At 69.9% G+C, this 22,720-nt stretch carries 29 protein-coding genes; 14 read left to right on the top strand and 15 right to left on the bottom strand.

All coding sequences use genetic code 11. The features are described 5' to 3' along the window. The first annotated feature begins 35 nt into the window (after positions 1-35). Complete coding sequence (locus tag E1295_RS00220) at positions 36-524, top strand: tetratricopeptide repeat protein (protein ID WP_132627572.1); 489 nt, start codon at positions 36-38, stop codon at positions 522-524. A gap of 29 nt (positions 525-553) precedes the next feature. On the opposite strand, the gene E1295_RS00215 is transcribed toward E1295_RS00220, so the two are convergent. After that, positions 554-1,513, bottom strand: a complete 960-nt coding sequence (locus tag E1295_RS00215; protein WP_220448476.1) for a sulfotransferase family protein — start codon at positions 1,511-1,513, stop codon at positions 554-556. A gap of 395 nt (positions 1,514-1,908) precedes the next feature. On the opposite strand from E1295_RS00215, the gene E1295_RS00210 reads away from it, so the two are divergent. Genes E1295_RS00210 through E1295_RS52330 form a run of 3 tightly spaced genes read left to right on the top strand, consistent with a single transcriptional unit; the run spans position 1,909 to position 2,722 of the window. Beyond that, positions 1,909-2,232 (top strand): protein phosphatase 2C domain-containing protein, encoded by a 324-nt coding sequence (locus E1295_RS00210; protein ID WP_132627571.1) that lies wholly within the window; start codon positions 1,909-1,911, stop codon positions 2,230-2,232. Between the two features lie 41 nt (positions 2,233-2,273). Beyond that, positions 2,274-2,648, top strand: coding sequence for a TetR/AcrR family transcriptional regulator (locus tag E1295_RS00205; protein WP_220448475.1), 375 nt, complete (start codon positions 2,274-2,276; stop codon positions 2,646-2,648). After that, positions 2,609-2,722: a hypothetical protein gene (locus E1295_RS52330; protein WP_220448486.1), complete on the top strand. Its 114-nt coding sequence runs from the start codon at positions 2,609-2,611 to the stop codon at positions 2,720-2,722. The genes E1295_RS00205 and E1295_RS52330 overlap by 40 nt, the downstream gene beginning before the upstream one ends. A 24-nt stretch (positions 2,723-2,746) precedes the next feature. On the opposite strand, the gene E1295_RS00200 is transcribed toward E1295_RS52330, so the two are convergent. Then, positions 2,747-3,343, bottom strand: a complete 597-nt coding sequence (locus E1295_RS00200) for a TetR/AcrR family transcriptional regulator (RefSeq protein WP_220448474.1) — start codon at positions 3,341-3,343, stop codon at positions 2,747-2,749. A 109-nt stretch (positions 3,344-3,452) separates the two neighbouring features. Between E1295_RS00200 and E1295_RS00195 the strand changes: the two genes are divergently transcribed. Beyond that, positions 3,453-4,241: an oxidoreductase gene (locus E1295_RS00195; RefSeq protein WP_132627570.1), complete on the top strand. Its 789-nt coding sequence runs from the start codon at positions 3,453-3,455 to the stop codon at positions 4,239-4,241. Between the two features lie 111 nt (positions 4,242-4,352). Here the strand turns inward: E1295_RS00195 and E1295_RS00190 are convergent, their stop codons facing one another. Then, complete coding sequence (locus tag E1295_RS00190) at positions 4,353-5,900, bottom strand: carboxylesterase/lipase family protein (RefSeq protein WP_132627569.1); 1,548 nt, start codon at positions 5,898-5,900, stop codon at positions 4,353-4,355. 150 nt (positions 5,901-6,050) lie between these two features. On the opposite strand from E1295_RS00190, the gene E1295_RS00185 reads away from it, so the two are divergent. Further along, complete coding sequence (locus E1295_RS00185; RefSeq protein ID WP_132627568.1) at positions 6,051-6,650, top strand: TetR/AcrR family transcriptional regulator; 600 nt, start codon at positions 6,051-6,053, stop codon at positions 6,648-6,650. A 75-nt stretch (positions 6,651-6,725) separates the two neighbouring features. On the opposite strand, the gene E1295_RS00180 is transcribed toward E1295_RS00185, so the two are convergent. The 9 genes from E1295_RS00180 to E1295_RS00140 form a co-directional block, all read right to left on the bottom strand. Then, on the bottom strand, positions 6,726-7,190 hold the full coding sequence (locus tag E1295_RS00180) for a hypothetical protein (protein ID WP_132627567.1): 465 nt from the start codon (positions 7,188-7,190) through the stop codon (positions 6,726-6,728). Beyond that, positions 7,184-7,558, bottom strand: coding sequence for a hypothetical protein (locus tag E1295_RS00175; protein ID WP_132627566.1), 375 nt, complete (start codon positions 7,556-7,558; stop codon positions 7,184-7,186). The genes E1295_RS00180 and E1295_RS00175 overlap by 7 nt, the downstream gene beginning before the upstream one ends. Before the next feature lie 199 nt (positions 7,559-7,757). Then, a complete protein-coding gene (locus tag E1295_RS00170; protein WP_132627565.1) occupies positions 7,758-8,045 on the bottom strand; it encodes a hypothetical protein in 288 nt (95 codons plus the stop codon). An 89-nt stretch (positions 8,046-8,134) separates the two neighbouring features. After that, on the bottom strand, positions 8,135-8,455 hold the full coding sequence (locus E1295_RS00165) for a GYD domain-containing protein (RefSeq protein WP_132627564.1): 321 nt from the start codon (positions 8,453-8,455) through the stop codon (positions 8,135-8,137). A gap of 190 nt (positions 8,456-8,645) precedes the next feature. After that, complete coding sequence (locus E1295_RS00160) at positions 8,646-10,265, bottom strand: N-acyl-D-amino-acid deacylase family protein (RefSeq protein WP_132627563.1); 1,620 nt, start codon at positions 10,263-10,265, stop codon at positions 8,646-8,648. Positions 10,266-10,305: 40 nt separating this feature from the next. After that, a complete protein-coding gene (locus tag E1295_RS00155; protein ID WP_132627562.1) occupies positions 10,306-11,748 on the bottom strand; it encodes a Na+/H+ antiporter NhaC family protein in 1,443 nt (480 codons plus the stop codon). 22 nt (positions 11,749-11,770) lie between these two features. Next, on the bottom strand, positions 11,771-12,952 hold the full coding sequence (menC, locus tag E1295_RS00150; RefSeq protein WP_132627561.1) for an o-succinylbenzoate synthase: 1,182 nt from the start codon (positions 12,950-12,952) through the stop codon (positions 11,771-11,773). Between the two features lie 3 nt (positions 12,953-12,955). Further along, positions 12,956-13,624 carry a MurR/RpiR family transcriptional regulator gene (locus E1295_RS00145; protein WP_132332880.1) on the bottom strand — a complete coding sequence of 223 codons (669 nt, stop codon included), beginning with the start codon at positions 13,622-13,624 and terminating at the stop codon, positions 12,956-12,958. Beyond that, positions 13,621-14,367, bottom strand: coding sequence for a GNAT family N-acetyltransferase (locus tag E1295_RS00140; RefSeq protein WP_132627560.1), 747 nt, complete (start codon positions 14,365-14,367; stop codon positions 13,621-13,623). Before E1295_RS00140 ends, E1295_RS00145 begins: the two co-directional genes overlap by 4 nt. Positions 14,368-14,615: 248 nt before the next feature. Between E1295_RS00140 and E1295_RS00135 the strand changes: the two genes are divergently transcribed. Continuing rightward, positions 14,616-15,818, top strand: a complete 1,203-nt coding sequence (locus E1295_RS00135) for a M20/M25/M40 family metallo-hydrolase (RefSeq protein ID WP_220448473.1) — start codon at positions 14,616-14,618, stop codon at positions 15,816-15,818. 446 nt (positions 15,819-16,264) lie between these two features. Then, positions 16,265-16,519 (top strand): hypothetical protein, encoded by a 255-nt coding sequence (locus E1295_RS00130; RefSeq protein ID WP_132627559.1) that lies wholly within the window; start codon positions 16,265-16,267, stop codon positions 16,517-16,519. Between the two features lie 47 nt (positions 16,520-16,566). Here the strand turns inward: E1295_RS00130 and E1295_RS00125 are convergent, their stop codons facing one another. After that, positions 16,567-17,208 (bottom strand): TetR/AcrR family transcriptional regulator, encoded by a 642-nt coding sequence (locus E1295_RS00125; protein WP_132627558.1) that lies wholly within the window; start codon positions 17,206-17,208, stop codon positions 16,567-16,569. Between the two features lie 66 nt (positions 17,209-17,274). On the opposite strand from E1295_RS00125, the gene E1295_RS00120 reads away from it, so the two are divergent. The 5 genes from E1295_RS00120 to E1295_RS00105 all read left to right on the top strand — a co-directional run bounded on the left by E1295_RS00120 (position 17,275) and on the right by E1295_RS00105 (position 19,893). Then, positions 17,275-17,928, top strand: a complete 654-nt coding sequence (locus E1295_RS00120) for a hypothetical protein (protein ID WP_132627557.1) — start codon at positions 17,275-17,277, stop codon at positions 17,926-17,928. A gap of 15 nt (positions 17,929-17,943) precedes the next feature. Beyond that, positions 17,944-18,771 (top strand): NmrA family NAD(P)-binding protein, encoded by an 828-nt coding sequence (locus E1295_RS00115; RefSeq protein WP_132627556.1) that lies wholly within the window; start codon positions 17,944-17,946, stop codon positions 18,769-18,771. A gap of 79 nt (positions 18,772-18,850) precedes the next feature. After that, positions 18,851-19,087 (top strand): nitroreductase/quinone reductase family protein, encoded by a 237-nt coding sequence (locus tag E1295_RS49890; RefSeq protein WP_220448472.1) that lies wholly within the window; start codon positions 18,851-18,853, stop codon positions 19,085-19,087. Next, complete coding sequence (locus E1295_RS49885) at positions 19,088-19,354, top strand: hypothetical protein (RefSeq protein ID WP_220448471.1); 267 nt, start codon at positions 19,088-19,090, stop codon at positions 19,352-19,354. It begins immediately after the preceding gene. Next, positions 19,351-19,893, top strand: a complete 543-nt coding sequence (locus E1295_RS00105) for a DinB family protein (RefSeq protein WP_132627555.1) — start codon at positions 19,351-19,353, stop codon at positions 19,891-19,893. Before E1295_RS49885 ends, E1295_RS00105 begins: the two co-directional genes overlap by 4 nt. Positions 19,894-20,737: 844 nt before the next feature. Here the strand turns inward: E1295_RS00105 and E1295_RS00100 are convergent. Continuing rightward, entirely contained in the window at positions 20,738-21,805 is a 1,068-nt protein-coding gene (locus E1295_RS00100; protein ID WP_132627554.1) for a flavin-containing monooxygenase, read from the bottom strand. A gap of 65 nt (positions 21,806-21,870) precedes the next feature. Between E1295_RS00100 and E1295_RS00095 the strand changes: the two genes are divergently transcribed. Beyond that, entirely contained in the window at positions 21,871-22,206 is a 336-nt protein-coding gene (locus tag E1295_RS00095) for an ArsR/SmtB family transcription factor (protein WP_246079742.1), read from the top strand. Between the two features lie 7 nt (positions 22,207-22,213). Here the strand turns inward: E1295_RS00095 and E1295_RS00090 are convergent, their stop codons facing one another. Then, the gene (locus E1295_RS00090) at positions 22,214-22,522 is read right to left on the bottom strand and encodes a sigma factor-like helix-turn-helix DNA-binding protein (RefSeq protein WP_220448470.1); all 309 of its coding nucleotides are present in this window, start codon (positions 22,520-22,522) and stop codon (positions 22,214-22,216) included. Positions 22,523-22,720 lie beyond the last annotated feature (198 nt).

Raw genomic sequence — 22,720 nt, 5'->3', positions numbered from 1 at the left:
TTGCGACAGCGAGCCGCCACCGAGGGGAGCCACCGATGATCGACGACCCGACCATGAGCCGGATCGGCCAGGGGGTGGAGCTGCACCACCACCAAGGCCGGCGCGAAGCCGCCCGTGACCTGTTCGCGCAGATCTGGGATGACATCGGCGGCGAACAGGGCGACCCGTTGCACGTTTGCGTTCTCGCCCACTCGATGGCGGATGTGCAGGACGACGTACAGGAGGAACTGCTCTGGGACCTGCGGGCGCTCGCCGCCGTCAGCCAGGTCACCGACGAGCGGGTGGCGCAGGCCGGGGTGCCGTTCTCGGTGACCGGCCTGTACCCGTCACTGCACCTCAACGTGGGCGAGTGCTACCGCAGGCTGGGCGACCTCGACCGCGCCCGCGAGCACCTCCAGCAGGCGCGCGACACGATCGGCGCGCTCGGCGACGACGAGTACGCGCGGCTCATCAGAGGTGGCCTGGAGCGCCTGGCCGAGCAACTGCAGGGTGAGCCGCTGCCCCAGAGCGGCCCCTCCGAGTGACAGCCTATTTCCTGGGCGCGTAGACGGACCTACGTGTATCCCATGCGGGGGATGACGTCTCCGAGGGTTCGTTCGATGAGCGCGCGGGTGCCGCTGTCGAACTGGCCGTCGCGGTGGTCGAGGCTGCGCGCCCGGAACGTCGACGTGGTCGCGAAGTCGTCGACGCCGACGCCCGCGAACAGCGCCTTCCGCTGCGCCGGCCAGTCAGCGGCGAGGTCCTCGGCTCTGAGCTCGACGTATCGCCTGGCGCCGAGCCCGGCGGTCGCCTTCCAGGCGAGCCATCGGTCATAGACGGGCTTGAGCCAGGCGAGCACGCCGTCGACCGTGGACGGCGCCCACGGCTGGTCGACGTGCGAGGCGACCACCGCGACCGGATGGCGCTTGATGTGCACGATGGTCGCCTCGGGGACGAGTTCCCAGAGGAAGTCCATGCACAGCAGGTTGAACGGTGTCTTCTCGCACCACGTCAGTTTCCCCGCGTCGGCGGCCGCCCCGCCGAACATGGTGTCGAGCGCGCGACGCAGGATCGCGACCAGCTCGCCGCGGTCGCTGAAGTGCCTCGCCATCACCCGCCGGCGGCTCTGCTGCTCGAACGGCCCGGCAGCCCGGTCGGCATGCCCGAACCCCGCCCCCGGCACGAACTCGTCGAACGTGCCCGCGACGAGTTCCGTCCACAGCCGTCCCACCGCGTCCCAGTAGTGCCGTTCGCCGATGGCCTCAGGAACGGTATGGCCACGATCGTGGTCTTTCCCGCGGACCAGCCGCACCGTGAGCAGGTCGCTCAACCTGCGCAGGGCGTCGTCCCCGGCGTAGGGGTCGTACCGGATCGTGAGCGCGTCCGCCAGGTCCCGGAAACCGCCGGGATCGACGAGGAACCTGGTCTCGATCGGGACCCTGTGGATCTGCGGGTGCTCGCCGAGGATGTCCGCGAGCTGCGATGTTCCCGACCGGCCGGTGCCTGCGACGAAAATGGGTGACGGGCCTTTCACGACGACCCAGCCAAGTCGCGGCCCACGCGCATGTCAAACGAATAATCCCCGGCTCCCGGCGCATGCCCTTACTCGTCCGGCCAGGAAATTCTCCGTTCACAGTGTAGGCGGCGACCGAAATCCGGTGCCGGCCCGCCTTCGTGATGGGCGCGTACGCGGGCTCCCCCCGGGCGGGCAGCCGCCTCCGGCGTTCCGGTCGCGACAGCGCTGTTTTTCGGCCCAATCCCGTTGGACCGTTCCTTTACTTGCCGCGTACGGGCGTGCACACTCGACCTCAGCAACGGGGGAATCGCTGGTCAACACGCTGTGTCGGTGCTGATGGCGGCCGCCGAGGCGGAGTCCGAGGACGGCTCCCCCGTCACCGCGGCGCGCAGGCGAGCGCCCGGACGGCTCGGGTGCTGGCCGAGGGGTACCGGATCGAGACCAGGGAGGCGGCCTGCGTGGGCGCGGTCGCGGTGTTCTCCGACCGTGGGTGCGAGCTCGCGCGGATCGGCGACGTCACCGACTTCACGCTGTCCGGCGGGGAGTTCGCCGAGGTGTTCCCGGTCGAGTCCGGATTCATGAACGTGGTGAGCGCGACCCTGCCGGGTGAGCGGCCCGAACAGGTGGAGACGGCCGACCTGGGACTCGCGCGGATCGTGGTGCTCGGCACCGATGGTCTCGGCAACGACCTGCGCAACTCCCCCGCGTTGCGCAGCTGGCTGCGCCGTCCGGCGTGAACGGCCGCCATCGTGGCAGGCCCATCGCTCGGGCCGCGACGTTGCCGAAGCCCTGGATGATCGCCGAGGCGGTGCTGGCCATCATCGACAGCCGCGGCCTCGACGGGGTGAGCCTGCGCGACGTGGCCGCCGGCGCACAGGTGTCACTGGGCGCCGTACAGCACTATTTCCGCACCAAGGATGAGATGCTGCTGTTCGCCCTGAACTACATCAGCGAGCGCGGCACCGACCGCGTACACCAGAGCCTCGGCCAGGGCGAGCAGCCGTCCCGCACGGTGCTGCGCGACATCCTGGCCGAGCTGGTGCCCACCGACGAGCGGCGCCGCACCGAACTACGCATCTCGACCGCGTTCACCGCGCGCGGGAGGCGGCGGCGCTGTTCGCGCTGGCCGACGGGCTCGGCACACAGGTGCTGATCGGGCGCACCGATCCGGACGAGGCGCTCGCCGTCCTGGACGAACACCTGGCCCGGCTCTTCACCGACCCCTGACAGGCGCGGGACACGGCCACCGCTTCAGCTGATCTCCGGCCCCGTACGGGTCAGTCCCTGGCCGGTGCCGACGCCGCACAGCAGCATGTCGACCACGCGGGTGGCGGCGGCGTCGGGCTCGCACTCGCGCATCCGCGCGGCCACCCCGATGAGCGCATAGAAGATCCACTTGGCCCAGGCGAGATCGGCGTCGGCGCGCAGCACGCCGCTCTCCTGGGCCCTTCGGAGCAGATGGTCGCAGCGTCGCTCGACGTCGGCATGCGCATATGCCGGCCCGCCACCGTCCGGCCCGATCAGGTCGAGCGCGTACGGCCACTGCCGCTTGACCCGCAGCACGTTGACCGTGATCTGGTAGAGCGCGACCAGCGGCGGGGTGGTCTCGGGATGGGCGGCGTCCACAGCAGCGTCGAACTCGCGGGCCGCCACCGCGGACAGCGCTTCCAGCAGCGCCTCGCGGGAGGCGAAGCGCCGGTGCACGGTCGTGCGCGCCACCCCCGCGGCCTCGGCGATCTGCTCCATGCTCGCCGCCGGATCCTCGGCGAACACCCGCTCCGCGGCCTCCAGGATCGTCCGCACCGTGCGTTCGGCGTCGGAGCGCAGCCCCCTGGTCCTCTCACTCACGCCCGCAAGGATACGGCATCGCTTCGGTTAACCATGAACTTGCAACAATTTTGTGCAAGTCATATAGTTTCTAGCGACATCAGTGATGCGGGTAGCAGTGGGAGATGGCATGGACATGCAGCTCACCGGCAAGACGGCCGTCGTGACCGGCGCGAGCAAGGGCCTCGGCCTGGCGATCGTGCGGGCGCTGACGAACGAGGGCATGCGGGTCGTCGGGGCGGCACGCACGATCACCCCCGAACTCAAGGAGAGCGGCGCCACCGCCGTGGCGGCCGACCTGTCCACCGCGCACGGGCCCGGCGAGGTGATCGCGCAGGCGCTCGCCGAACTGGGCGAGATCGACCTGCTGGTCAACAACGTCGGGGGCGGAGAGCCGACCCCCGACCTCGCCGGCGGGCTCGCGGCCATGGGCGACGACCTCTGGCAGCACACGTACGACCTGAACCTCTTCAGCGCCGTACGCGCCACCCGCGCCGCCCTGCCCAGCCTGCTGCGGCGGCGCGGCAGCGTGATCAACATCTCCTCCGTGTCCGCGAGGATGCCGAGCGCCGGGCCGATGCCGTACTCGACGGCCAAGGCGGCGCTCACCGCGTTCGGCAAGGCGCTGGCCGAGGAGGTCGGCCCGCGGGGCGTGCGGGTCAACACGATCTCCCCCGGTGGCGTCCGCACCCCCATGTGGGAGGCTCCGGACGGGTACGGTGCGCTGCTCGCCGGCTTGAACGGCATGGAGCTGGAGCAGTTCCTGGCGGGGCTGCCGGCCGCCACCGGCGTGACGACCGGCCGATTCATCGAACCCGAGGAGATCGCCACGCTCGTCACCTGGCTGGCCTCACCCCACGCCGCCAGCGTCACGGGAGCCGACCACATCATCGACGGCGGCGCCATCAAGACGGCATGAAGCCCCGACACCCCGGACCACGTGGGCGAGGAGGAGCACGCGCCCGCGCCACCCTCATCGCCACCGCCGAGATCCCGGCGACCTGACACCCCGCGAGCCTCCACCCGCGCCTCAGTTGCGGGAGGCGCCGCTCCAGAAGCGGTAGCCGTGGTCCTTGACGAAGCCGGCACGCTTCCAGGGACCGGAGGTCAGGGAGTGCACGTACCATCCGGCCTGCCCCCGGTCGTCGCGCAGACGGGGCCAGACCGCCCTGCCGCCACCGTTGCCGGGGTCGCCGGTGGCGGCGAAGCGCACCCAGGTTCGGGTGAGCCGCCCGGCGAGGGCGGCCTGCCGGGGCGTCAGCTTGGTGAACAGGTCCAGGTCGAACAGGTACGGCAGTTCGGACATGTGCTGCGCGGCGGCCGGGAAGCTCGGCTTCGGGTAACCCGCGAACCAGGGAGTCCGCTGCTCGGCGAACTCGAACATGCGCACGGACGTATGGCGCGACATCGCGCGCGCGGTGTCGAGGGTCGGGACCGACCAGTTCGAGTCGGTCCTCACCTTCGCCAGTTGCTTGCCCGCCGAGCCACCACGCAGCGGGTAACGCCTCAGCACCGCGCGGGCCCTGTCGCCGTACGCCTGCCGGATCGCGGGTTCGTACTCCTCGGCCCGCATGGGCTTGCCGGTGGCCAGCTCCAGCCCGAGGATCATGCCGTTCTCCTCGTCGTGGTTGACGCCGTACAGGACGGGGACGCGGTTGAACCGTCCCCTACGCAGTGCCTCGTCGACCGGCAGCGGCAGCGCGGGCGTGCCGCTGATCGGACGCGGCTCCCGTTCCGTGCCGTACGCCTTCAGCAACGTGCTCATCGGCACCTCGCGCAAGCAGTCCGCCACGTCGAACGCATCGGCGCAGCCCACCTTCCCGATCACCTCGTCGCTCTCGGCCTGGGCCCGCGCCCTCGTCCGGGAGGCGCTGCCCGGCGTGCCGCAGGGCGCGCTCTGGACGATCGCCCGCTGGAACAGCCCCGCCGAGGCCGGGGAGGCGAGGTGGCCGCAGACGGAGAAGCCGCCGCCCGACTCGCCCATGATCGTCACATTGCCCGGGTCACCGCCGAACGCCGCGATGTTCCTGCGCACCCAGCGCATCGCCGCACGCTGGTCGTCCAGCGCGAGCCCGCCCGACTCCCTCAGGGAAGGATGGGTGAGGAAACCGGCGACGCCCAGGCGGTAGTTCAGCGAGACCACGATCGCGCCATCGGCCGCGAGGCGGTCGGCGCCGTACAGGTCGCCCATGCCGAACATCATGCTGCCGCCGTGGATCCACACGATCACCGGCAGCTTGCTCCGCCCGTTCACGGGCGTGGTCACGTTGAGGTTCAGGCAGTCCTCGTCGGTGCTGGGCTTTCCGATGGGGTATCCGGCGGGCTGGGCGCACACGTTGCCTGGCTCGGTGGCGTCGCGGACGCCCTTCCATGAGGGCCCGGGGCGCGGCGCCGCGAACCGGGCGGCGGTGGCATAGGGGATGCCCTGGAAGGAGCGCACCTTCGGCCCCACCGTCCCACGCACCTCACCCTGCGCGGTGACCACGCGCGAGGGGTCACCGGTGGCCGCGTGGGCGGCCGGCGCGCATGCGGTGAGCAGCGCGAGGCCGAGGCCGGCCGAGGCGATCGTGTTCTTCATGTCCGTCTCCCAGTCCTGCGAGCGATGACGCTCGAACGGCGTCGATCAAGCGGTGCGAGGACCGTAGCCCGATTTGCACGATCGAGTCAAACGATCGCGCAAAACGGATGCATGAAACGTACGTACTAGAACCTTGGTAGGGTCTTCCGCATGGGAAACCGTGAGGACCTGCTCGCGAGCGCCAAGCAATGCCTGCGCGAGAAGGGCTACGACCGCACCAGCGTGCGCGACATCGCCACGGCGGCCGGCGTCAGCACCGCCGCGATCGGCTATCACTACCGATCCAGGGAGGCCCTGCTCACGCAGGCCCTGTTCGAGCTGCTGGACGAGTGGGCGGACAACCTCGGCCGTACGCTCACCCCAAGCCCGGCCTCCGGCGACGACACGTCCCGCGCCTACCATCACATGTGGGACGGCCTCGTCGAGCAGTTCGCCGCCCACCCGGACCTCTGGTTGGCCACGGTCGAGCTGTTTCTGCAGGCCCAACGGCAACCCGACCTCCGCACCCGCCTGGCGGAGGGCGTGGCGGAGGGCTGGCGCGGCATGGCAGGAATTCTGCAGAGCATGCCGGAGAACGACGTCTCCGAACGTTCCGCCCGCACGCTCGGGATGGTCCAGACGGCGCTCATGGCGGGCGTGATGATCCAGAGCCTCAGCGACCCGGCGAACGCCCCCACCGCGGACGAGGTCCTGGAGGGGCTACGAGCCCTGGGCGAGCTCGTGGGCCCCCAGCCCGACGAGACCACGTGAAGCCCGCACCGGCAACGTCAGCCTGAACGGCGGCCCTCGCCGGCCTCACCACCACGAGCGCAGACCGCGCGTGACTCAGGCACCTGCCCTTTCCTCACGCAGAATCAACGCCAAGAACGTGACCAGCACCGCGCCGGCCACATAGTGCAGGATCGGGCCGTACAGGATGATGTCCCAACCACCGAATCGCATGGTGTCCGTACAGCCGTCCGAGATGATCTGAACGGCGTAGGGAATGGTGAACACCCCGGCGATCACCACGAACAACGCCGCCGTCAGCCGCGCGGCGGCTACGCCCCACCTGCCCCGAAGAGCGAGAACCGCACACAGACCAAGCGCCATCACCGCGGTGGGCCAGCCGTTCAACTCCGCAGAGATCGTGCGCCAGTTGACCTCTACCAGCAGGCCGACATCCGTGAGAACAAGCGGCTCGGCACTCAACGGGCAGGTGAGAGCTTCCATTGAGTAGGTCGGCCCTTCGGGGAAGTACCACGAGAAAGTACGCAAGGCGGGGGCCGCCAGAGCCGCCGAAGTCAGCAAGGGCACTCCCCAGCGCGGGGGAATCTCCGATAACGGAAGCAAGATCGCCACCACGTGATCGTAGAGGGAGGCGCCCAGCTTAGCGGCCGTCGCAAATGTCCCTGCTCAACGGGAGGGGCGGGCTTGGTGTTGCTCCAGCCCGCGTCCAGGACCGCCCGGTAGCTCAGCATCCTGCCGGGCGCCTGCCACTTCTGGCTCTTGGGGCCTGGTTCGAGCTGGATGTCACGGCTGCCCAGGACCTTGCCGGTCTTCTGGTCGAAGAGCAGGGCCCGCTGGATCTTTCCACGGCCATCGGCGCTGTCGAACGTGACCGCGAGGCCGACCGCCGACCGGCCGAGCGGATCTGTGACGGCGCCCAGCTGCCGCACGCCCGGATAGTCGGTGATCAGGCGCGTCGGCGGCGTGCGGACCGAGCCGGCGGGATACGTACCGGTGGATCTCCGGGCCGGTGACGGCCGTTAGCGGCCGGACACAACGCATTCCACGTATGTTGCGCGTCACGGAAGCTGCGGCCAGAGGTGCAGCCAGCGATCGATGAGCGCTTTCACCGGCCCCTCCGCCAGCTGATCAGCGATCAACCGCCAGGACCTCCGAAGCCAGGCCATCCGGATCCCACAGCGGGTCATCAGCGGGACCGAGATCAGCGATCAACAGCGCTCGAAGGTTGAACCGGCTCACGTTCGCGTTCCGCGTGAGATAGCCGGCCCGCTCGGCGCCGTCGAGGGCCGACAAGGCGACCCTCGCCCAGATCCGCCGCGCCTCCCCCTGGCCACGATCCTGCGCGTAGACCAGATTGTGCTGCCACGCCGCCAGCCACGAGTTGACGTAGTCGCTGCCGAACTCGACACCTTCCATACTGCTCATCGTCTTGCACCTACCGCTTCCCGGCCCTACCCGTTCGGCGAGCAGGTCGTGATGCGGTTCGCGTCGCGCCCCTCGGCCGGTCACGTGCCAGGAACCCGGTATGACACCTCCATCCGCGCGGCCTCGTCGATCTCCTCTGGCGTCAGCAGGACGGCCGTCTTCGTTCGTACGGCCCCGGACGCCGATATCGTGAGTCCCACAGCGGCCGAAGCCGCGTTGTTCGGCAGGTCGAGAATCACATACGTGTCTGTCTCGCCGAATGCGAAATACATCTGCTCGACCCGGCCGCTGACGCTTTCCGCCATGCGCTCCACCGCTTGCCGGCGTCCGGTGCCGCCATCATGCAGTACGCCTTTGAGGCCGTCTGCGGTGTAGGTCGCCTGAATCAGATACTTGGGCATGGTCGAGCCCCTCTTCTCGGGCCGCCCTGCGCCGGGGCGGCCATGACATTCACGGGGTCGACGTTCTCGGCTTAGGGTGACGGTAATCCCACCCGCTGTACTGCTTTTCCCCTGCCACACTCGTACGCTGCGAAGGTGCCCGCGCCGCCGAGACGCGGGCAAGGCACCCGGGTTGTCATCGGTGGCGAGGTCACCGGGTGGCCGGGCGGCGAGGGCGAGGCCGGCGCAGCACCGTGCCCGGCCGCGCGCCGGTGGGCGAGCCGTCGGCGAGTACGGCGACGCCGGCCACCAGGACGGCGGCGAAGCCGGTGGACAGCTGCCAGGGATCCGTGTAGGTCGAACGGTCGGCGACGGTCCCGGGGTCGAAGACGGCGATGTCGGCCACCGCTCCCTCGGCGAGGCGGCCGCGGTCGGCCATTCCCAGCCGCCGGGCCGGTAGCCCGGTCATCTTGCGTACGGCCGCGGGCAGGTCGAGCACGCCGAGTTCGCGAACGTACCGTCCCAGCACCCGCGGGTAGGTGCCGAAGCTGCGCGGGTGCGGCAGCCCCGCGCCCTGCGGCCGCAGCACCCAGCCGTCGCTGGCGACCGACACCATCGGGTGGCGCAGCACCGTGACGACGTCCTCCTCGCTCATCGCGTGGTTGACGATCTTCACCGAGGCGCGGTGTGCAGCGAGGACCCGCAGCGCGGCCTCCGCCGGATCGGTGCCCTCGCGCCGCCCGATCTCGGCGATGCTGTCGCCGACGGCACCGCTGTAGGGTCCGTCCGCCAGCTCGGCGAGGATGACGCCCTCGGGGTCGACGTCGCGGCCGAAGCGGGCTCTCAGGCCCTCGGCCACCCGTTCGCGATCGGCGGGGTCGGCCAGCCTGTGCAGCAGGGCGGGAGGCCCGCCGTCCATGCTCCACAGAGGGAGCCGCGAGGTCAGGGTGGTGCTGGAGGCGGTGTACGGGTACACGTCGGCGGCGGCGTCCACGCCGCGCTCCCGCGCCCGGTCCAGTTCGGCGAGCGCGGTGACGACGGAGCCGTGGTTCTCCGGTCCCATCGCCTTGAGGTGGGAGATCTCCAGCCGGCCGCCGGCGGCCTCCGCCGCGCCCAGCGCCTCGCGTACGGCGGGCAGCAGCGCCCCCGACTCGTTGCGCATGTGCGTCGAGTACAGCAGGCCCGCCGCCGCCGCTTCGGCCACCAGCGCGCGTACCTCCTCCTCGGCGGCGAAGGAACCCGGAACGTAGATCAGGCCGGTGGAGAAGCCGTAGGCGCCCTGGGCCGCCGCCGCGCGGAGCAGCGCGCGCATCGCGCCGAGCTCGGCGGGCTCGGGAGGCCGTTCGGCTCCCTCCATGACGGCGACCCGCAGCGCCGCGTGCCCGACCTGCAACGCCAGGTTGACGGCGGGCCGCGCGCCGGACACCGTGGCCGCGAATCCTTCGGTGTCGGTGAAGTCCCACCCGGTCTCGGGAGCGAGGAAGTCGCTCCACTCGCGCAGCAGGCCCGCCGGATCCTGCGGGAACGGCGACCACCCGCAGTTCCCCGTCACCAGGGTCGTCACTCCTTGGTGGAGCTGGGTGGTGGCCTGGGGCCAGCCTTCGATGCTGAAGTCGGCGTGCGAGTGCAGGTCGATGAAGCCGGGCGTGACCGCCAGACCCGAGGCGTCGACGGTGGTGCGGCCCTTCGGCGGGTCGCCGCCGGCGGGGCGGGCGATCCGGGTGATCCGCCCGCCGTCGAGGCCGAGGTCCGCCCGGTAGCCGGGGGCGCCGGTGCCGTCGATCAGGGTGCCGCCACGGACTACGGTGTCGTGCTCCGTCACTGTGCTCATCCTCCAGGTGTCGCGACGTCCAGCAGGCCGTATCCCGGTCTCATGGGGACAGGAGGAGCAGGATGACCGTGTACATCAGGCAGGCCGGGACCAGCAGCAGCCACCCCGTGATCATCATGTTCGGCAGGTTCGAGGAGCGGGCCAGGCCCATCGCGCCGACCATGTTGCCGTTGGGGAAGGGGCCGTAGGTGTCGGCCTTGGAGGCGAACAGCAGCACGACCGTCCACGCGCCGACGCCGACGCCGATGTGGGCGGCCAGGTCGCCGAAGACTTTGTCGAGCAGCACCACCTGGGCCGCCGTCGCCCCCGGCACGCCGACCCAGCCGAGCAGCGCGATGAGGATCGTGAACACGAAGGGGGAACTGCCCGCCAGGCTCTCGCCGTACATGTCCAGGATCACCTTGAAGGGCGCGAGCTTGTCGATCGTGATGAACAGCCCCGCCAGCAGCCAGAAGAGCAGGAAGATGCTGATCAGCCGGGATGCGCCCCGGTAGAGATGTTCAATGATCTCCTTGGGGCCGAGGCCGCTCGCCAGGCCGGTGACGACGCCGAGCACCGGCAGGGCGAGCAGCGGGAACGCCGTCCCCGCCATGGTGACGGTCGCGTAGACGACGCTGGCGAGCAGCACGATCAGGAAGGCGGCCGTGGCCCGGCCCGTGCCCGCGGCCGGCTCGTCCGCGTCGGTCGCCGCGCCGACCTCGGCCTCGCTGTAGAAGTCGTCGGCGCGCTCGGTCCTGCGCTGCATCCACGGGACCACGATGAGCCCCATGATCAGCGAGAGCACCGCGAGCGGTGCGGCTCCGTAGCCCAGGTAACCGAGGTAGCCGATCCCGGCCGCATCCATGATCGCCACGTTGGACCCCGCGAAAGGCGCGACGGTCAACCCGGCGCAGCCGCCGATGAACATCATCGACGCGGTCGCCGACCGGGTGAAGCCCATTCGCGCGGTGATCGGCAGCAGGATGGGAGCCGCGATGGCGAGCGCGCCTGCCAGCGTGCCGAGGCTGGCCACCAGCAGCAACGAGGCCACCATGACGCCCAGGATCACGGCGGAGCGGCTCCTCTCGCCCACGACGCGCATGACCCCGCGCACGATGGTCGCGGCCACGCCGGTGACCTTCAGGATCTCGCCGACGCCGGACCCCAGCATGATGATCAGTCCGATCATCGTCACCTGGTCGGCCAGGGAGTCTCCGAGCAGCGCGCCGACGTCGAGCGGCGGCATCTGGGCGACCAGTACCCCCGACAGCAGGGCGACGACCGTGGCGATCACGATGTCCATGCCGAGCAGGGACAGCAGTGCGTACAGCGCGATCGGCAGCAGGCCCCAGAGGGTCGGGCCGTTGGCGAGGAAACCGGCGCAGACCGAGGCGACCAGGCCGATCAGGGCGATGATGTTGGTCAGCCTGCGGCGCCCGGGGGAGGTTTCGACGGCATAGGCGTTGGCGTCGTTCTTGGGGGAGGTGCCGGAGGAGGTGCTCATGTGCTTTCTCTCTGCGCGGGGTTCAGGCAGCTGATCCCGCCGTGGCAGGGTCCGCTGCGGGTGGGGAGCCGCGACGGGCGGACGTGGCCGGGGCGGTGATCGTGGTTTCCTTCAGCCGGTTCTCGCCGATGAAGGCGGCGTCGACGGTGTGACCCAGTCCAGGCCCGTCCGGTACCCGGACGACGCCCTGGTCGGCGACGACCTCCGGCTGGACGACGTCGCGGGCGTAGTACTTGGCCGAGGCCGACACGTCGGAGGGAAGGGTGAATCCCGGGAGGCTGGAGAGGGCCACGTTGGCGGCGCGGCCGATGCCGAATTCGTGCATGCCGCCGCACCACACGTCCACGCCGTGCTCCCGGGCGAGATCGTGGGCCGCCACGGCGGCCGTGAGCCCGCCCATCCGCGACACCTTGATGTTGAGCACCCGGCCGGCTCCCAGCGCGAGCGCCGTGCGCAGGTCGTCGAGGGTGTCGACGGACTCGTCGAGGCACACCGGCGTCCGCACGCCGCGCTGCAGGGCGGCGTGGGCGACCAGGTTGCGCGGCGCGAACGGCTGCTCGATCATCAGCAGCCCGAAGTCGTCCAGACCGCGGAGCACGGCGAGTTCCTCCGCCGTCTCGCCATAGGCGCCGTTGGCGTCGACGTGGATCGCCAGGTCCGGGAAGGCCTCGCGGACCAGCCGTACCGGCTCGGTGTCCCAGCCGGGGGCGATCTTCAGCTTGACCCTCGGGTAACCGGCGTCGATCTGGCGGCGTACCTGGTCGAGGAGTGCGTCGTAGGTGGGTTCGATGCCCAGCGACACCCCCGCCACGACCTCGCTGCGGGTCCCGCCCAGCGCCTTGGCCAGAGGGACACCGCGGATCTCCGACCACAGGGCCCAGCCGGCGGCGTCGACGCCCGCGATCGCGAAGCGGTTGCCGCGTACCTTGCGCCACAGCCGGGCCAACTCCGCCGGGTGTTCCCAGACGGCGTCGACGACGGAGGGCAGCAGGTAACGTTCTGCGATGTGCCAGCAGGTCTCGGTGGTCTCCGGGCAGTAGAAGGGGTCGGACGGAGACGCGATCTCACCCCACCCCTCGGCTCCCGACTCCTCCACCAGCCGTACCAGGATGTGATCCAGGTGGGTCTTACGATGGGAACTGGTCTGGAACGCGTGCACCAGCGGCAGCCGCACGAGGTGCAGTGACGCTTCGACGATGCGCATGGTTCAGTCCTCCAGATAGTTGCCGAGGGCGTGGCTGAGCCGGTCGCGCTCCGCGAGCCTGCGCCGGGCGCCCTTCGAACTGGCGGTGGCCAGGGTGGTCAGCAGGTGCACGACCGCGGCGACCGCCGTGGGAGAGTCGGCGTAGGAGGCACTGTCGGTCCGTACGACGATGGTTTCGGCCGCGATGGAGGCCAGGGGCGCCCGCGCGTCGTCGGTGATGGCCACCACCGCGCCGCCGGCCTCGGCGAAGTGCCGGGCGACGACGACCGTCTCGCGGCGGTATCGGCGCAGCGACACCGCGACCAGCACGTCGTTCTGGCTCACCTCGCTGAGCACGTCGAGGACCCGCACCACGGCGCCGTCGACGAGGGTGACGTGGGAGAGTCCGGCGGACAGGTCGGTGGCCAGCAGCGAGGCGTAGGCGAACGACTTGCCGTACCCGGTGACGAAGCGCCGCCGCGCGGCCACCACGGCGGCGGCGGCCCGGGTCGCGGACCCGTCGGCGGTGATCCGCTCCAGGGCCTCGCCGAGATTGCGGGTCTCCTGCTCGATGACCTTCTGCTGTAACGCCTCGGCCGACGAGCGGCGTTGCAACCGGGCGCCGAAGCGCTCGCCGGGGCTGCTCAGCCTCCGGTTCTCGGCATGGGCGAGTTCGAGGTCGCCTGTCGTCACAGGGCACGCTCCAAGCGGTAAAGGGCGGTCTGGGGGGTGTGCGGCACGCAGGACACGGCCGCCCACCCGTCATCCATCAGCGGTCCGAGTACGGCTGCCAGATCGGTGCGCACCCGTGCACCGTGGAGCGGGTCTCGCTTGGCGAGGGCGGTGAAGTCGGACGGGATCGGCAACCAGATCCGGTCGCCGTCGGGAACCGGGCGGGCCCAGTCGCCCAGGTCAGCGGGGGGATCCTGGGCGGGTACGCGGGGTCCCGGAGCGATGCCGAGATCCCAGTCGACGAGGAGGCGGTCGGAGCCGTCGTCGTAGAAGCCGCCGTGGAACCAGCGTGCGACCGCGCCCAGCACATCCAGGTTGAAGTGCGCGTTACGTGCGATCAGGGGGTCGTAGGTCCAGCGCATCCGGGTGACGCCCCAGCCCAGCGCGACCTCGCGCTGGGCCGACTTGAGCGCCCGGCCCAGCCCGCAGCCCTGGTGGCTGGGGTGGACCACGGCCGCCTGGGAGTAGTGGTAGGAGCTGGTCCCGTCGGTGGCCTGGAAGCCGAAGGCGAAGGCGATGACGCGGTCGCCGTCACGCGCGCCGACGACGGAGCCGCCGTTGTCGCGCAGGGCGGTGAGCAGTCGCGGGCTGGCGCCCTGGCGCAGGTCGGTGTAGCCGAACACGTCCCGGTAGAGCGTGGTCGCCTGACCGAGCTCGTCCGGGGTGGTGAGGGTCCTGGCCACGGGCGTTGTGGTTGACGTCATGAGGACGGGGTGCTCCTGCAGCGAACGAGGGTGATGTCGGGGATTCGTACCTTAAAGTCGCATCTAGAGTAGGTATCAAGATGCCGTCAATACTGTCAATGCTGGCTGAGCTGCGAATAATCGCGAAATAGACGCTGAAGCCACGCGCCAGCCGGGCCATAGCGACGGATATACGTCACGTATCATGCTCTGCAACGCAGGGGCGGCCCGCGCCGGGTCGCCTGCCCTCCAACCCCCGAGGACAGCAGATGATCAGCGTCGGATCCCCCCACGACGGTGCGGCGGGCACCCCGGTCACCGGGCTTCGTGAGGCAGCCCGGGCGCGCGCGGCGGAGATGACGGAACGGGTGCGCCGCTACGTGGAGCACGAGACCCCCACCGGCGACGCCGAGGCGCTCAACGCGCTCGCCGACCTGCTGGTGGCCCGCTACACCGAACTCGGCGGCGTCGCCCGCCGGGTCGCCGAGCCCACCGGCGACCACGTCACGGCCGACTTCCCCGGCTCCCCCGGACGAGCGGACGAGGCTCCGCTGCTGTTCATCGGCCACCACGACACCGTGTGGCCGAAAGGCCGCCTGGCAGGGCCGATGCCGTGGCAGGTGACGGAGTCGGCCGAGCACGGCATCCTCGCCCACGGGCCCGGCGTCTTCGACATGAAGAGCGGCCTGGTGGTCCTGGAGACGGCCCTGGAAGTGGCCGCGCGCACCGGCGTCCGGCACCGGCCGGTGCGCGTGGTCGTGGTGGCCGACGAGGAGATCGGCTCCCCCACGTCCAGCACCCTGGTCAGGGAACGCGCGGAGGGCGCGTTCGCCGCACTCGGCTTCGAGTCCCCGCACCCCGGCGGCGCGCTCAAGCGCGGGCGGCGCGGCAGTACCCGGCTGCGGCTGAGCGTGCACGGGCGCGCGGCACACGCCGCGCTCGACCCCGAGAAGGGGATTTCGGCGATCGACGAGCTGGTCGACCAACTCGTCAGGGTGCGCGAGGTCGTCGGCAGGCATTCCCAAGGAGTCCTGTGCAACGTCGGCGCGCTGTCGGGCGGCGGCAAGACCAACGTGGTGCCCGAACGCGCCTCGGCCGACATCGGGCTGCGCTTCGCCGACGCCGCCGTGGAAAGCGCGGTGCTCGCCGAGCTGACCGCCCTCGCGCCGGTGCGCGAGGGGGCGGGGGTCCGGGCGGAGATCCTGTCCAGCAGGCCCACCTGGACCTCCGACGGCCACGACGACCCCTTCAGCGCCGCCGTACGTACGGCGGGGCAGCGGCTGGGCCAGGACATCGCCGCCGAACCCGCCGCGGGGGCCGCCGACACGAACACGGCCGGCTCGCTGGGCCTGCCCACACTCGACGGATTCGGTCCCCTCGGGGCGGGAGCGCACGCGCTGCACGAGCGGATCGTGCTGTCCACCCTGCCCGAGCGCGCGGCCCTGGTCGCCGGAATCCTCGCCGAGCTCTGACCACCTCCCCGGCACGCGCGCGGTGAGCATCCACGCTGAGCCGCGTCAACTCACGGCCACAGGTTAGGAACAGGTCGGCCAAGGCTCCGTACACATCGAAGCGCCAACCGCGCCCAGGACCACGCGGCACAACTGGAACTGCTCAAGGCAGCCGACTGTCGCCGGTGGCCATCGGGGCGTTCCACCGGGTTCGGAAACGGCGTGGTTGGCCGGCGATCACAACCACCTCGACCAAGCGCGGCCGGCGGACCATGCTTTTCGGCTCGACGCGGACGCATCGGCTCGACGCGGACGCACGACGACCGCTGGATCACAATCCGCCTGGATCCTGCGCTCCATCCACGACCGCCTGCGCGAAACCATCCACCGACGTCCGTTATGGTCGCCTGGGTACCTTACCCATGTAATATTCAATATAAGAGACGAAAAATCAATAGGAGGTGGCGATGGCCATCACTTACCTTGGCGGCCACGAGCGGAGGCTGACCGATGCGCTGATCTGCTTCAACCAGATCTTCCTGGCCACTGCGATAGTGGGCTTCACCGTCGCCGGAACGAGCCTCGGGATCATCCCCGCCTGGCACACCTGGCTGGGATATCTGACCTCCGGACTGATGATCGTCTTCTCCTCGCCGACTCCGTACACCATCGGCGGCGCCAGCCGCTTCGCGCTGGCCGGCTTGATCGCCGCGTTCGGGTAGGGGGCCTGGATCCTCTCCTACAGCATCGCCCTGCTGAGCATCTGATCTCATGCGGTGCCGGTAGAACGGCTCAGCAGTTCGCGGGCCAACGCCTCACCCCACCAGCACTCGATCCGGTCGGGCGACCACGAGCGTTCGATGCGGAGCGTGGTGTAGACGTCGACGTTACACAGGGCGGCATAGATGTCGATGGCGGTGGGGACGTCCAGTCCGGGGCGGAGCGTGCCGTCCGGCCAGGAGGTGAACACCTGAGTGCGGTGCTCGCCGGCCTGGCGACGGCTCCGCAGGTAGAAGTCCTCGAAGTCGGGTTCGGTACGGCCCGCGTCACGGATCAGCACGATGAGATCACCCGCGCGCTCGAAAAGGCGCCGGTCATAGCCCGCCATCGCGGCCAGGTGCCGCCGGGGATCGGTGGTGGCCTCCAGTTCGTCGATCATCTGGGGCACGTCCGCGGCCAGGTTCGCGGCGTCGGCCAGCGCCCAGACCAGTCCCGCCTTGTTCTCGTACGCCGCGTACACGGTCGGAACGGCGACCCCCGCCTCCCGGGCGACGTCGCGCACGGTGGTCGCCGCCCATCCCTGGGACAGGAACAGCCGGCGCGCGGCATCGGCGATCTCCGCCCGCGTCTGCTTCGCCTGCGCCACGCGGCGCAGCGAGTTGTAGCGGCGCCGCCCTGTCTCGTGCTCCATGATTGCACCCCGTCTTTCCGTGACTTATATTCAATATATGCTTCGTCAACTCAACTGGTGGTCGCCGTGACCACCACCAGTCTGGCGGGTGTCGCAGGCATCGGATTCGTCCTGCTCGCGATCATCATCAACGTCATCTACGTCCGCGCCGGACTCCCGCAGCCCACCTCCGGCCAATCCTTGGACGCGGTCACCGACGCGCTGGCCGGCGTCGGCAAGCGGATCAACGCGCCCTCGGTCTTCGTCCCGGCCTCCTGGCTGTTCACCACCGTGTTCGCTGCCGGGCTGCTCGCCGCGCTCTGGCGAGGCGACCAGACCGCCGGCAACGCCTGGGCCCTGGTCGGCTTCGCGGGCGTCCTCATGCAGAACGCCACCTTCATGGTGGTCGAATCGCTGCGGTTCGGGGCGGCCGCGGCCGCCCGGCATCACCGCGGCTCGGTGGCAGGACTGTGGGCGTTCGGCAACGTCCTGTTCGGGTTCAACCAGGTCTTCCTGGCCATCGCGGTGCTCGGCTTCACCGCCGCCGGAGTGGGCCTCGCGTTCATCCCCGCCTGGCACGCGTGGCTGGGCTGGATCAGCGCGGCCCTGCTGTTCATCTCCTCGATGGCCGCCCCGTACAACGCCGACGGCACCAACCGTATCGCGGTGACAGGCCTGCTCGGCTGGCTCGGCTGGGCCTCCTGGATCGTCGCCTACAGCATCGCTCTGCTGAACATCTGAGGAAGGAACAAGAACGTGATACTTGTAACCGGGGCCACCGGCCGGATAGGCGGCCGGGTCGTTCACGAACTGACCGCGGCAGGCGCCACCGTGCGGGCGCTCACCAGACGTCCCGACGAGGTTCAGCTGCCCGGCGGCGCCGTGGCCATGCCCGGCGATCTCCGGGTGGCGGCGTCCGTCGAGCCGGCGTTCGAGGGTGTGGATGTGGCCTATTTGTTCCCCGTGCCCGGATGGCCCATCGCCGACCTGCTGGCGCTCGCGCGCAAGGCCGGCGTACGCCGGATCGTCCTGCTGTCCTCGGCGACGCTCCCCGGCGGGCCCAGCCTGATCGAGCAGCAGCATCGAGCCAATGAGGACGCCGTACGCGCCTCCGGCATGCTCTGCACGTTCGTCCGGCCGACCGCGTTCATGGCCAACGACCTGTCATGGGCGCCCTCGATCCGTGCCGGGGACACGGTGTACAACGCCTTCCCTGACGCCTCGCTGGCACCGGTCGACGAACACGACATCGCCGCGGTTGTCGCCGCCGCGTTGCTGGACGACGACCGCGCGGGCCACACGTACGAACTGTCCGGGCCGGAACCCCTGACCACCGTCGAACGGGTTGAGATCCTCGGCGAGGTTCTCGGGCGGCCCCTCCGCTTCACCGAGCTGTCTCCGCAGGAACTCCGTACAGCCCTCGTCGCCCACCATCCACCCGCGGTCGCGGATGCCATGATCGGCGTTCTGGCCGCCGCCTCCGGCACGACCGCCCCGATCCTCCCGGGGGTACACCAGGCCACCGGCGGCCCGCCGAACACGTATGCCGAGTGGGCCGGCAGACACGCTGATCGCTTCCGGTGAAGCCGAAGCGAGCGGACGACGATGCCGATGGCCGCTCTGTAAGCCGCCCCCATGACACGACCGATGAAAGGTGCATGACATGGCCGCCAGCCACTCCGGCAGGGCCGCCGGGCCGACAAAACCGTACCCTGCGGGCCGGATCGTCCGGGCGGGCAACACGATCGTCGGTGTGCTCATCCGCGCCGGCCTGATCCCCCGTGGCTATCTCCTGACCACCCGGGGCCGCAAGAGCGGCCGCCTGCGCACCCAGCCGGTGGCACTCGTCGAACATGAGGGCAGGCGCTGGTTGGTCGCCCCCTATGGGGCGGTTTCCTAAGTGCTCAACGCTCGCGCCGCCGGAAAGGTGATCTTGCGCCGCCGGTTCACCACACGTGCCTACACCATCCGGGAACTCGCGCCCATGGAGGCCGGACCCGTCCTGAAGCGCTATGTGGGCTTCTCGGCCCCCGCCCGACCGTATTTCCAGGCCACCAGGGACTCTCCGGTGGAGGACTTTATCGCCGAGGCCGGCCGCCACCCGGTGTTCGAGCTCACCCCGCTCGACGGCGACCCCGTCTCCGTGGTCTGTAGAGTGCCGAAATGACAAGAAGCGAGCGGCTCGCGGAGCAGTTGGACTGGCACTGGCGCAAGAACCTGCGGCCGCGGCTGGACGGTCTTACCGATGAGGAGTACTTCTGGGAGCCGGTGCGCGGCTGCTGGAGCATCCGCCCACGTGGCAGATCGGCCGCACCTATGTCGGCAGGTTCGGGAGAGTGGACGATGGACTACGCGTCCCCTGACCCGCTGCCGGCGCCGGTGACCACGATCGCCTGGCGGCTGGCGCACATCATCGTCTCGTGCCTGGGCTATCGGGTCGGATGGCACTTCGGCGGCCAGGACGTCGACTTCCAGACATTCGCCTACGCGGGGACCGCTGACGAGGCGCTGAAACAGCTTGATGAGATGTACGGGAGATGGAACACGGGAGTCCGTGAACTCTCGGACGCCGACCTGGACAATCCGCCCACGGTGGGTCCCGAGCGGTTTTCCATGGAGAACAGGGTCCTGCACGTCAACAGGGAGCTGATCCATCACGGCGCCGAGGTTTCCCTGCTGCGCGACCTCTACCGCTGGCAGGACTGAGCACTACCGCGCCGCATATGACTTCAGACATGGAGGTAGAAGGCCCCGGAGCACATCGAGCGTCCCACCACAACGCCTTGGCCGGGCTCACCGATGTGCACCCGTTCTCGCGATAGGCCCTACGCACCGCCCTTCGCTGGCCGTACAGCATCCGCGTCAGGGACATCGCCCAACCGCCACCTGAATTCGTAGACGTAGTGCGCTGGCTGGAGAGCCACACCAAACCGCTCGTCGCCTTGATCGATCACGGATCAGGAGCCGTGCTGACGCGACGCGTGCCGGCCCGCATCAACCAGACCAAGAAAGGAAACTCCGCCGCCGCGAACACCTCCAACCGCAAGCACATGGTCCTGAACAACGCCATGGGGTACGCCCGGAGGTCGGCGAACTGTCGTCCAACCCCCTCAAGGCCGTGAAGTGGGCCAAGCAGCGCACCCTTACGACGGTGGACCCGCGCGTCGTCATCAACATCAGCCAGGCTCGCCGTTTCCTCAAGGCGGTGGAGAATCACAGCGAGCGTGGCAGACGGCTCATTCGCCGGCAGCCGTCCGTCACGGCCCATCCTCGGCGGTCGGCCACACGTCGTCGGCGTCCGCTCGGCGTGGATGCCTGTAGCCCTGTCGGAGTACAGGGGGCGTACCGCCCGGGGTCGCCGTACACAGGTTCCGGTGTCGCCTGCCCGTTGAGTTGAGGCATTGATGTGCCCGTGACCTGCGGCGCCTCAGAAGAGCTGACAGACGCAGAGGATGGCGACGGGCAGGGTGGCAGACATCAGAGGAAGTCCTTCGCGAGTCGGATGGCCGGTAGAGCGACGCGGGCAGCGTCCGAGGTCACTGAGCGAGAGTCACAGGCCATAGGCGGCGAGGGCTCCGCCTGCGTAGGCGGCCAGCGGAGCGGCGATGTGCTCGGCGTCGCGGTGCACCCCCCGCAGCGTGTTCGAGGCGAACGAGCGCTGGAACTCCAGTCCCACGTAGGCGAGCCCTGGGTGAGTGGTGGAGATACCGTCGGCGTGCAGCGGCAGCCCGTTGGCGTCCAGGGCGCCGAGCGAGGCCAGATAGTTCAGATTCGGCAGGTAGCCGGTCGCGTAGATCACGACGTCAACGGGTTCGCGGGTGCCGTCCGCCCACACGACGTCGCGGCCTTCGAAGGCGGAGAGCAGGGGTCGCCGGTCCATCCGGCCGTCCGTGAGTGCGGCGGCGTAGTCGCCGGTGTCCATGACGAGAGTGCCGGTCGCGATGCGGGCCAGCCAGTGCGGCGGCAGGGAGTCGAAGCCGGTGGTGGTGTGCCAGTAGTGCGCGTCCTTGCCACCGACCACCTGCGGAAAGAACTGCAGCGGCTGGCGGGAGGCGATGGTGACGTCGGCCACCTCGGCGAGTTCGTAGGCGACCTGGACGGCGGAGTTGCCGCCACCCACCACCACGATGCGCTGTCCGACGTAAGGCTTGGGGTTGCGGTAGTCAGCCACGTGCAGGGCCTGGCCGGCGAATCCCTCCTGGCCGGAGAGCGCCGGCGTGTACGGGTTACCGAAGGAGCCGCTGGCGGCTACGACGCCTCTGGCCTGCAAGGTGTCGCCGTTCGCGGGATGCACCAGGAAGCCGCCGGCGCCGTCGGACTGGACCGCACTGACGCGTGTGCCGGTGCGGATCTCCACGCCGAGGCTGTCGGCGTAATGCCGCAGGTAGGCGACGACCTCGTCCCGGGTGGGGTAGTGATCGGGATCGCCGGGGAACTCGTGACCGGACAAGGCGCTGTAGGCGGCGGGCGAGAACAGCGTGAGGCTGTCGTAGTAGTTCGCCCAGGAACCGGTCGGCTCTTCGCCTGCTTCCAGGATCACGGGCGTGAGGCCACGCTGGAGAAGGGCATGGGCAGCGGCCAGGCCGGACTGACCGGCACCGATGACGATGGTGTTCATGCCGCCGCATCATATCCTCATATCCAGAAATCACAATATGATGTGGTGGGGGTGATGCTATGACCATGGCGACGAATGCGATCGAGCTGAGCACTGAAGCTCGCGGCTTTCTCAAGGCGCTGGCCAGCGAGACTCGCCAGCAGATCATGGAGCTGTTCGCCGGCGGCGTCGAGCTGACCGTCAACGAGGTGGCCGAGCGCATGTCGTTGGCCCAGTCGGCCACGTCCACCCATCTGGCGACCCTGCGTGAGGGCGGGGTGCTGGCCTCCCGGCGGGAATGGAAGACGGTCTACTACCGAGCCGACGGGACACGGATCCGCAAGGCACTCCTGGACCTGCACGCCAGTCTCAACGCCTGCTGCCCGCCGGAGGAGGAGGCGCCCGGTTGCGGGTGCGACTGACCGGTTCTCAGTCGCCGCCGCAGGAACATGACCCCTCCGCCCGTACGTGACGCACAGCGCCGCGAGCGTCCATGGCCACCGCGCAGCAGCCGGTGAGCAGCTCACGCAGCCGCCCGCGCGCTCGCTGCACGCGCGACTTCATCCCCGACACCGAGATGCCCAGGCGGCGCGCGGCCTCGCTCTGCGTCAGCCCCTCGTACTCCCGCTCGACCGCGAGCCGAGCACGCAGATTCCCGGCGCGAGCCAGGGCGCGGCCGTGCAGCCGCTCGCGCATGGCCAGCCACACCTCTGTCAGGTCATCAGTCTGTGCCGTCACCAGCCCGAACTCCTTCGTATGTACCGGAGGGGCCGAAGCCCCTCCGGTCCGGTCAGCAGCCGCAGGCATCCGGCGCGACCGTCGTGGCGACCTCGGCCGCCGCACCGGTCGCCTGCCGTGTCGCAGCAGGCGGGCTTGGCCTCAGGAGGGCAGCAGGAAGCAAGCTGCTCCTGGGTGCAGCAGGTTGTCATGATCGTT

Source organism: Nonomuraea mesophila, assembly GCF_004352805.1.
In the GTDB taxonomy this organism is placed as follows: Bacteria; Actinomycetota; Actinomycetes; order Streptosporangiales; family Streptosporangiaceae; genus Nonomuraea; species Nonomuraea longispora.
Note: the sequence above shows the minus strand (reverse complement) of the source record. Positions and strands in the feature narration are given on the sequence as shown.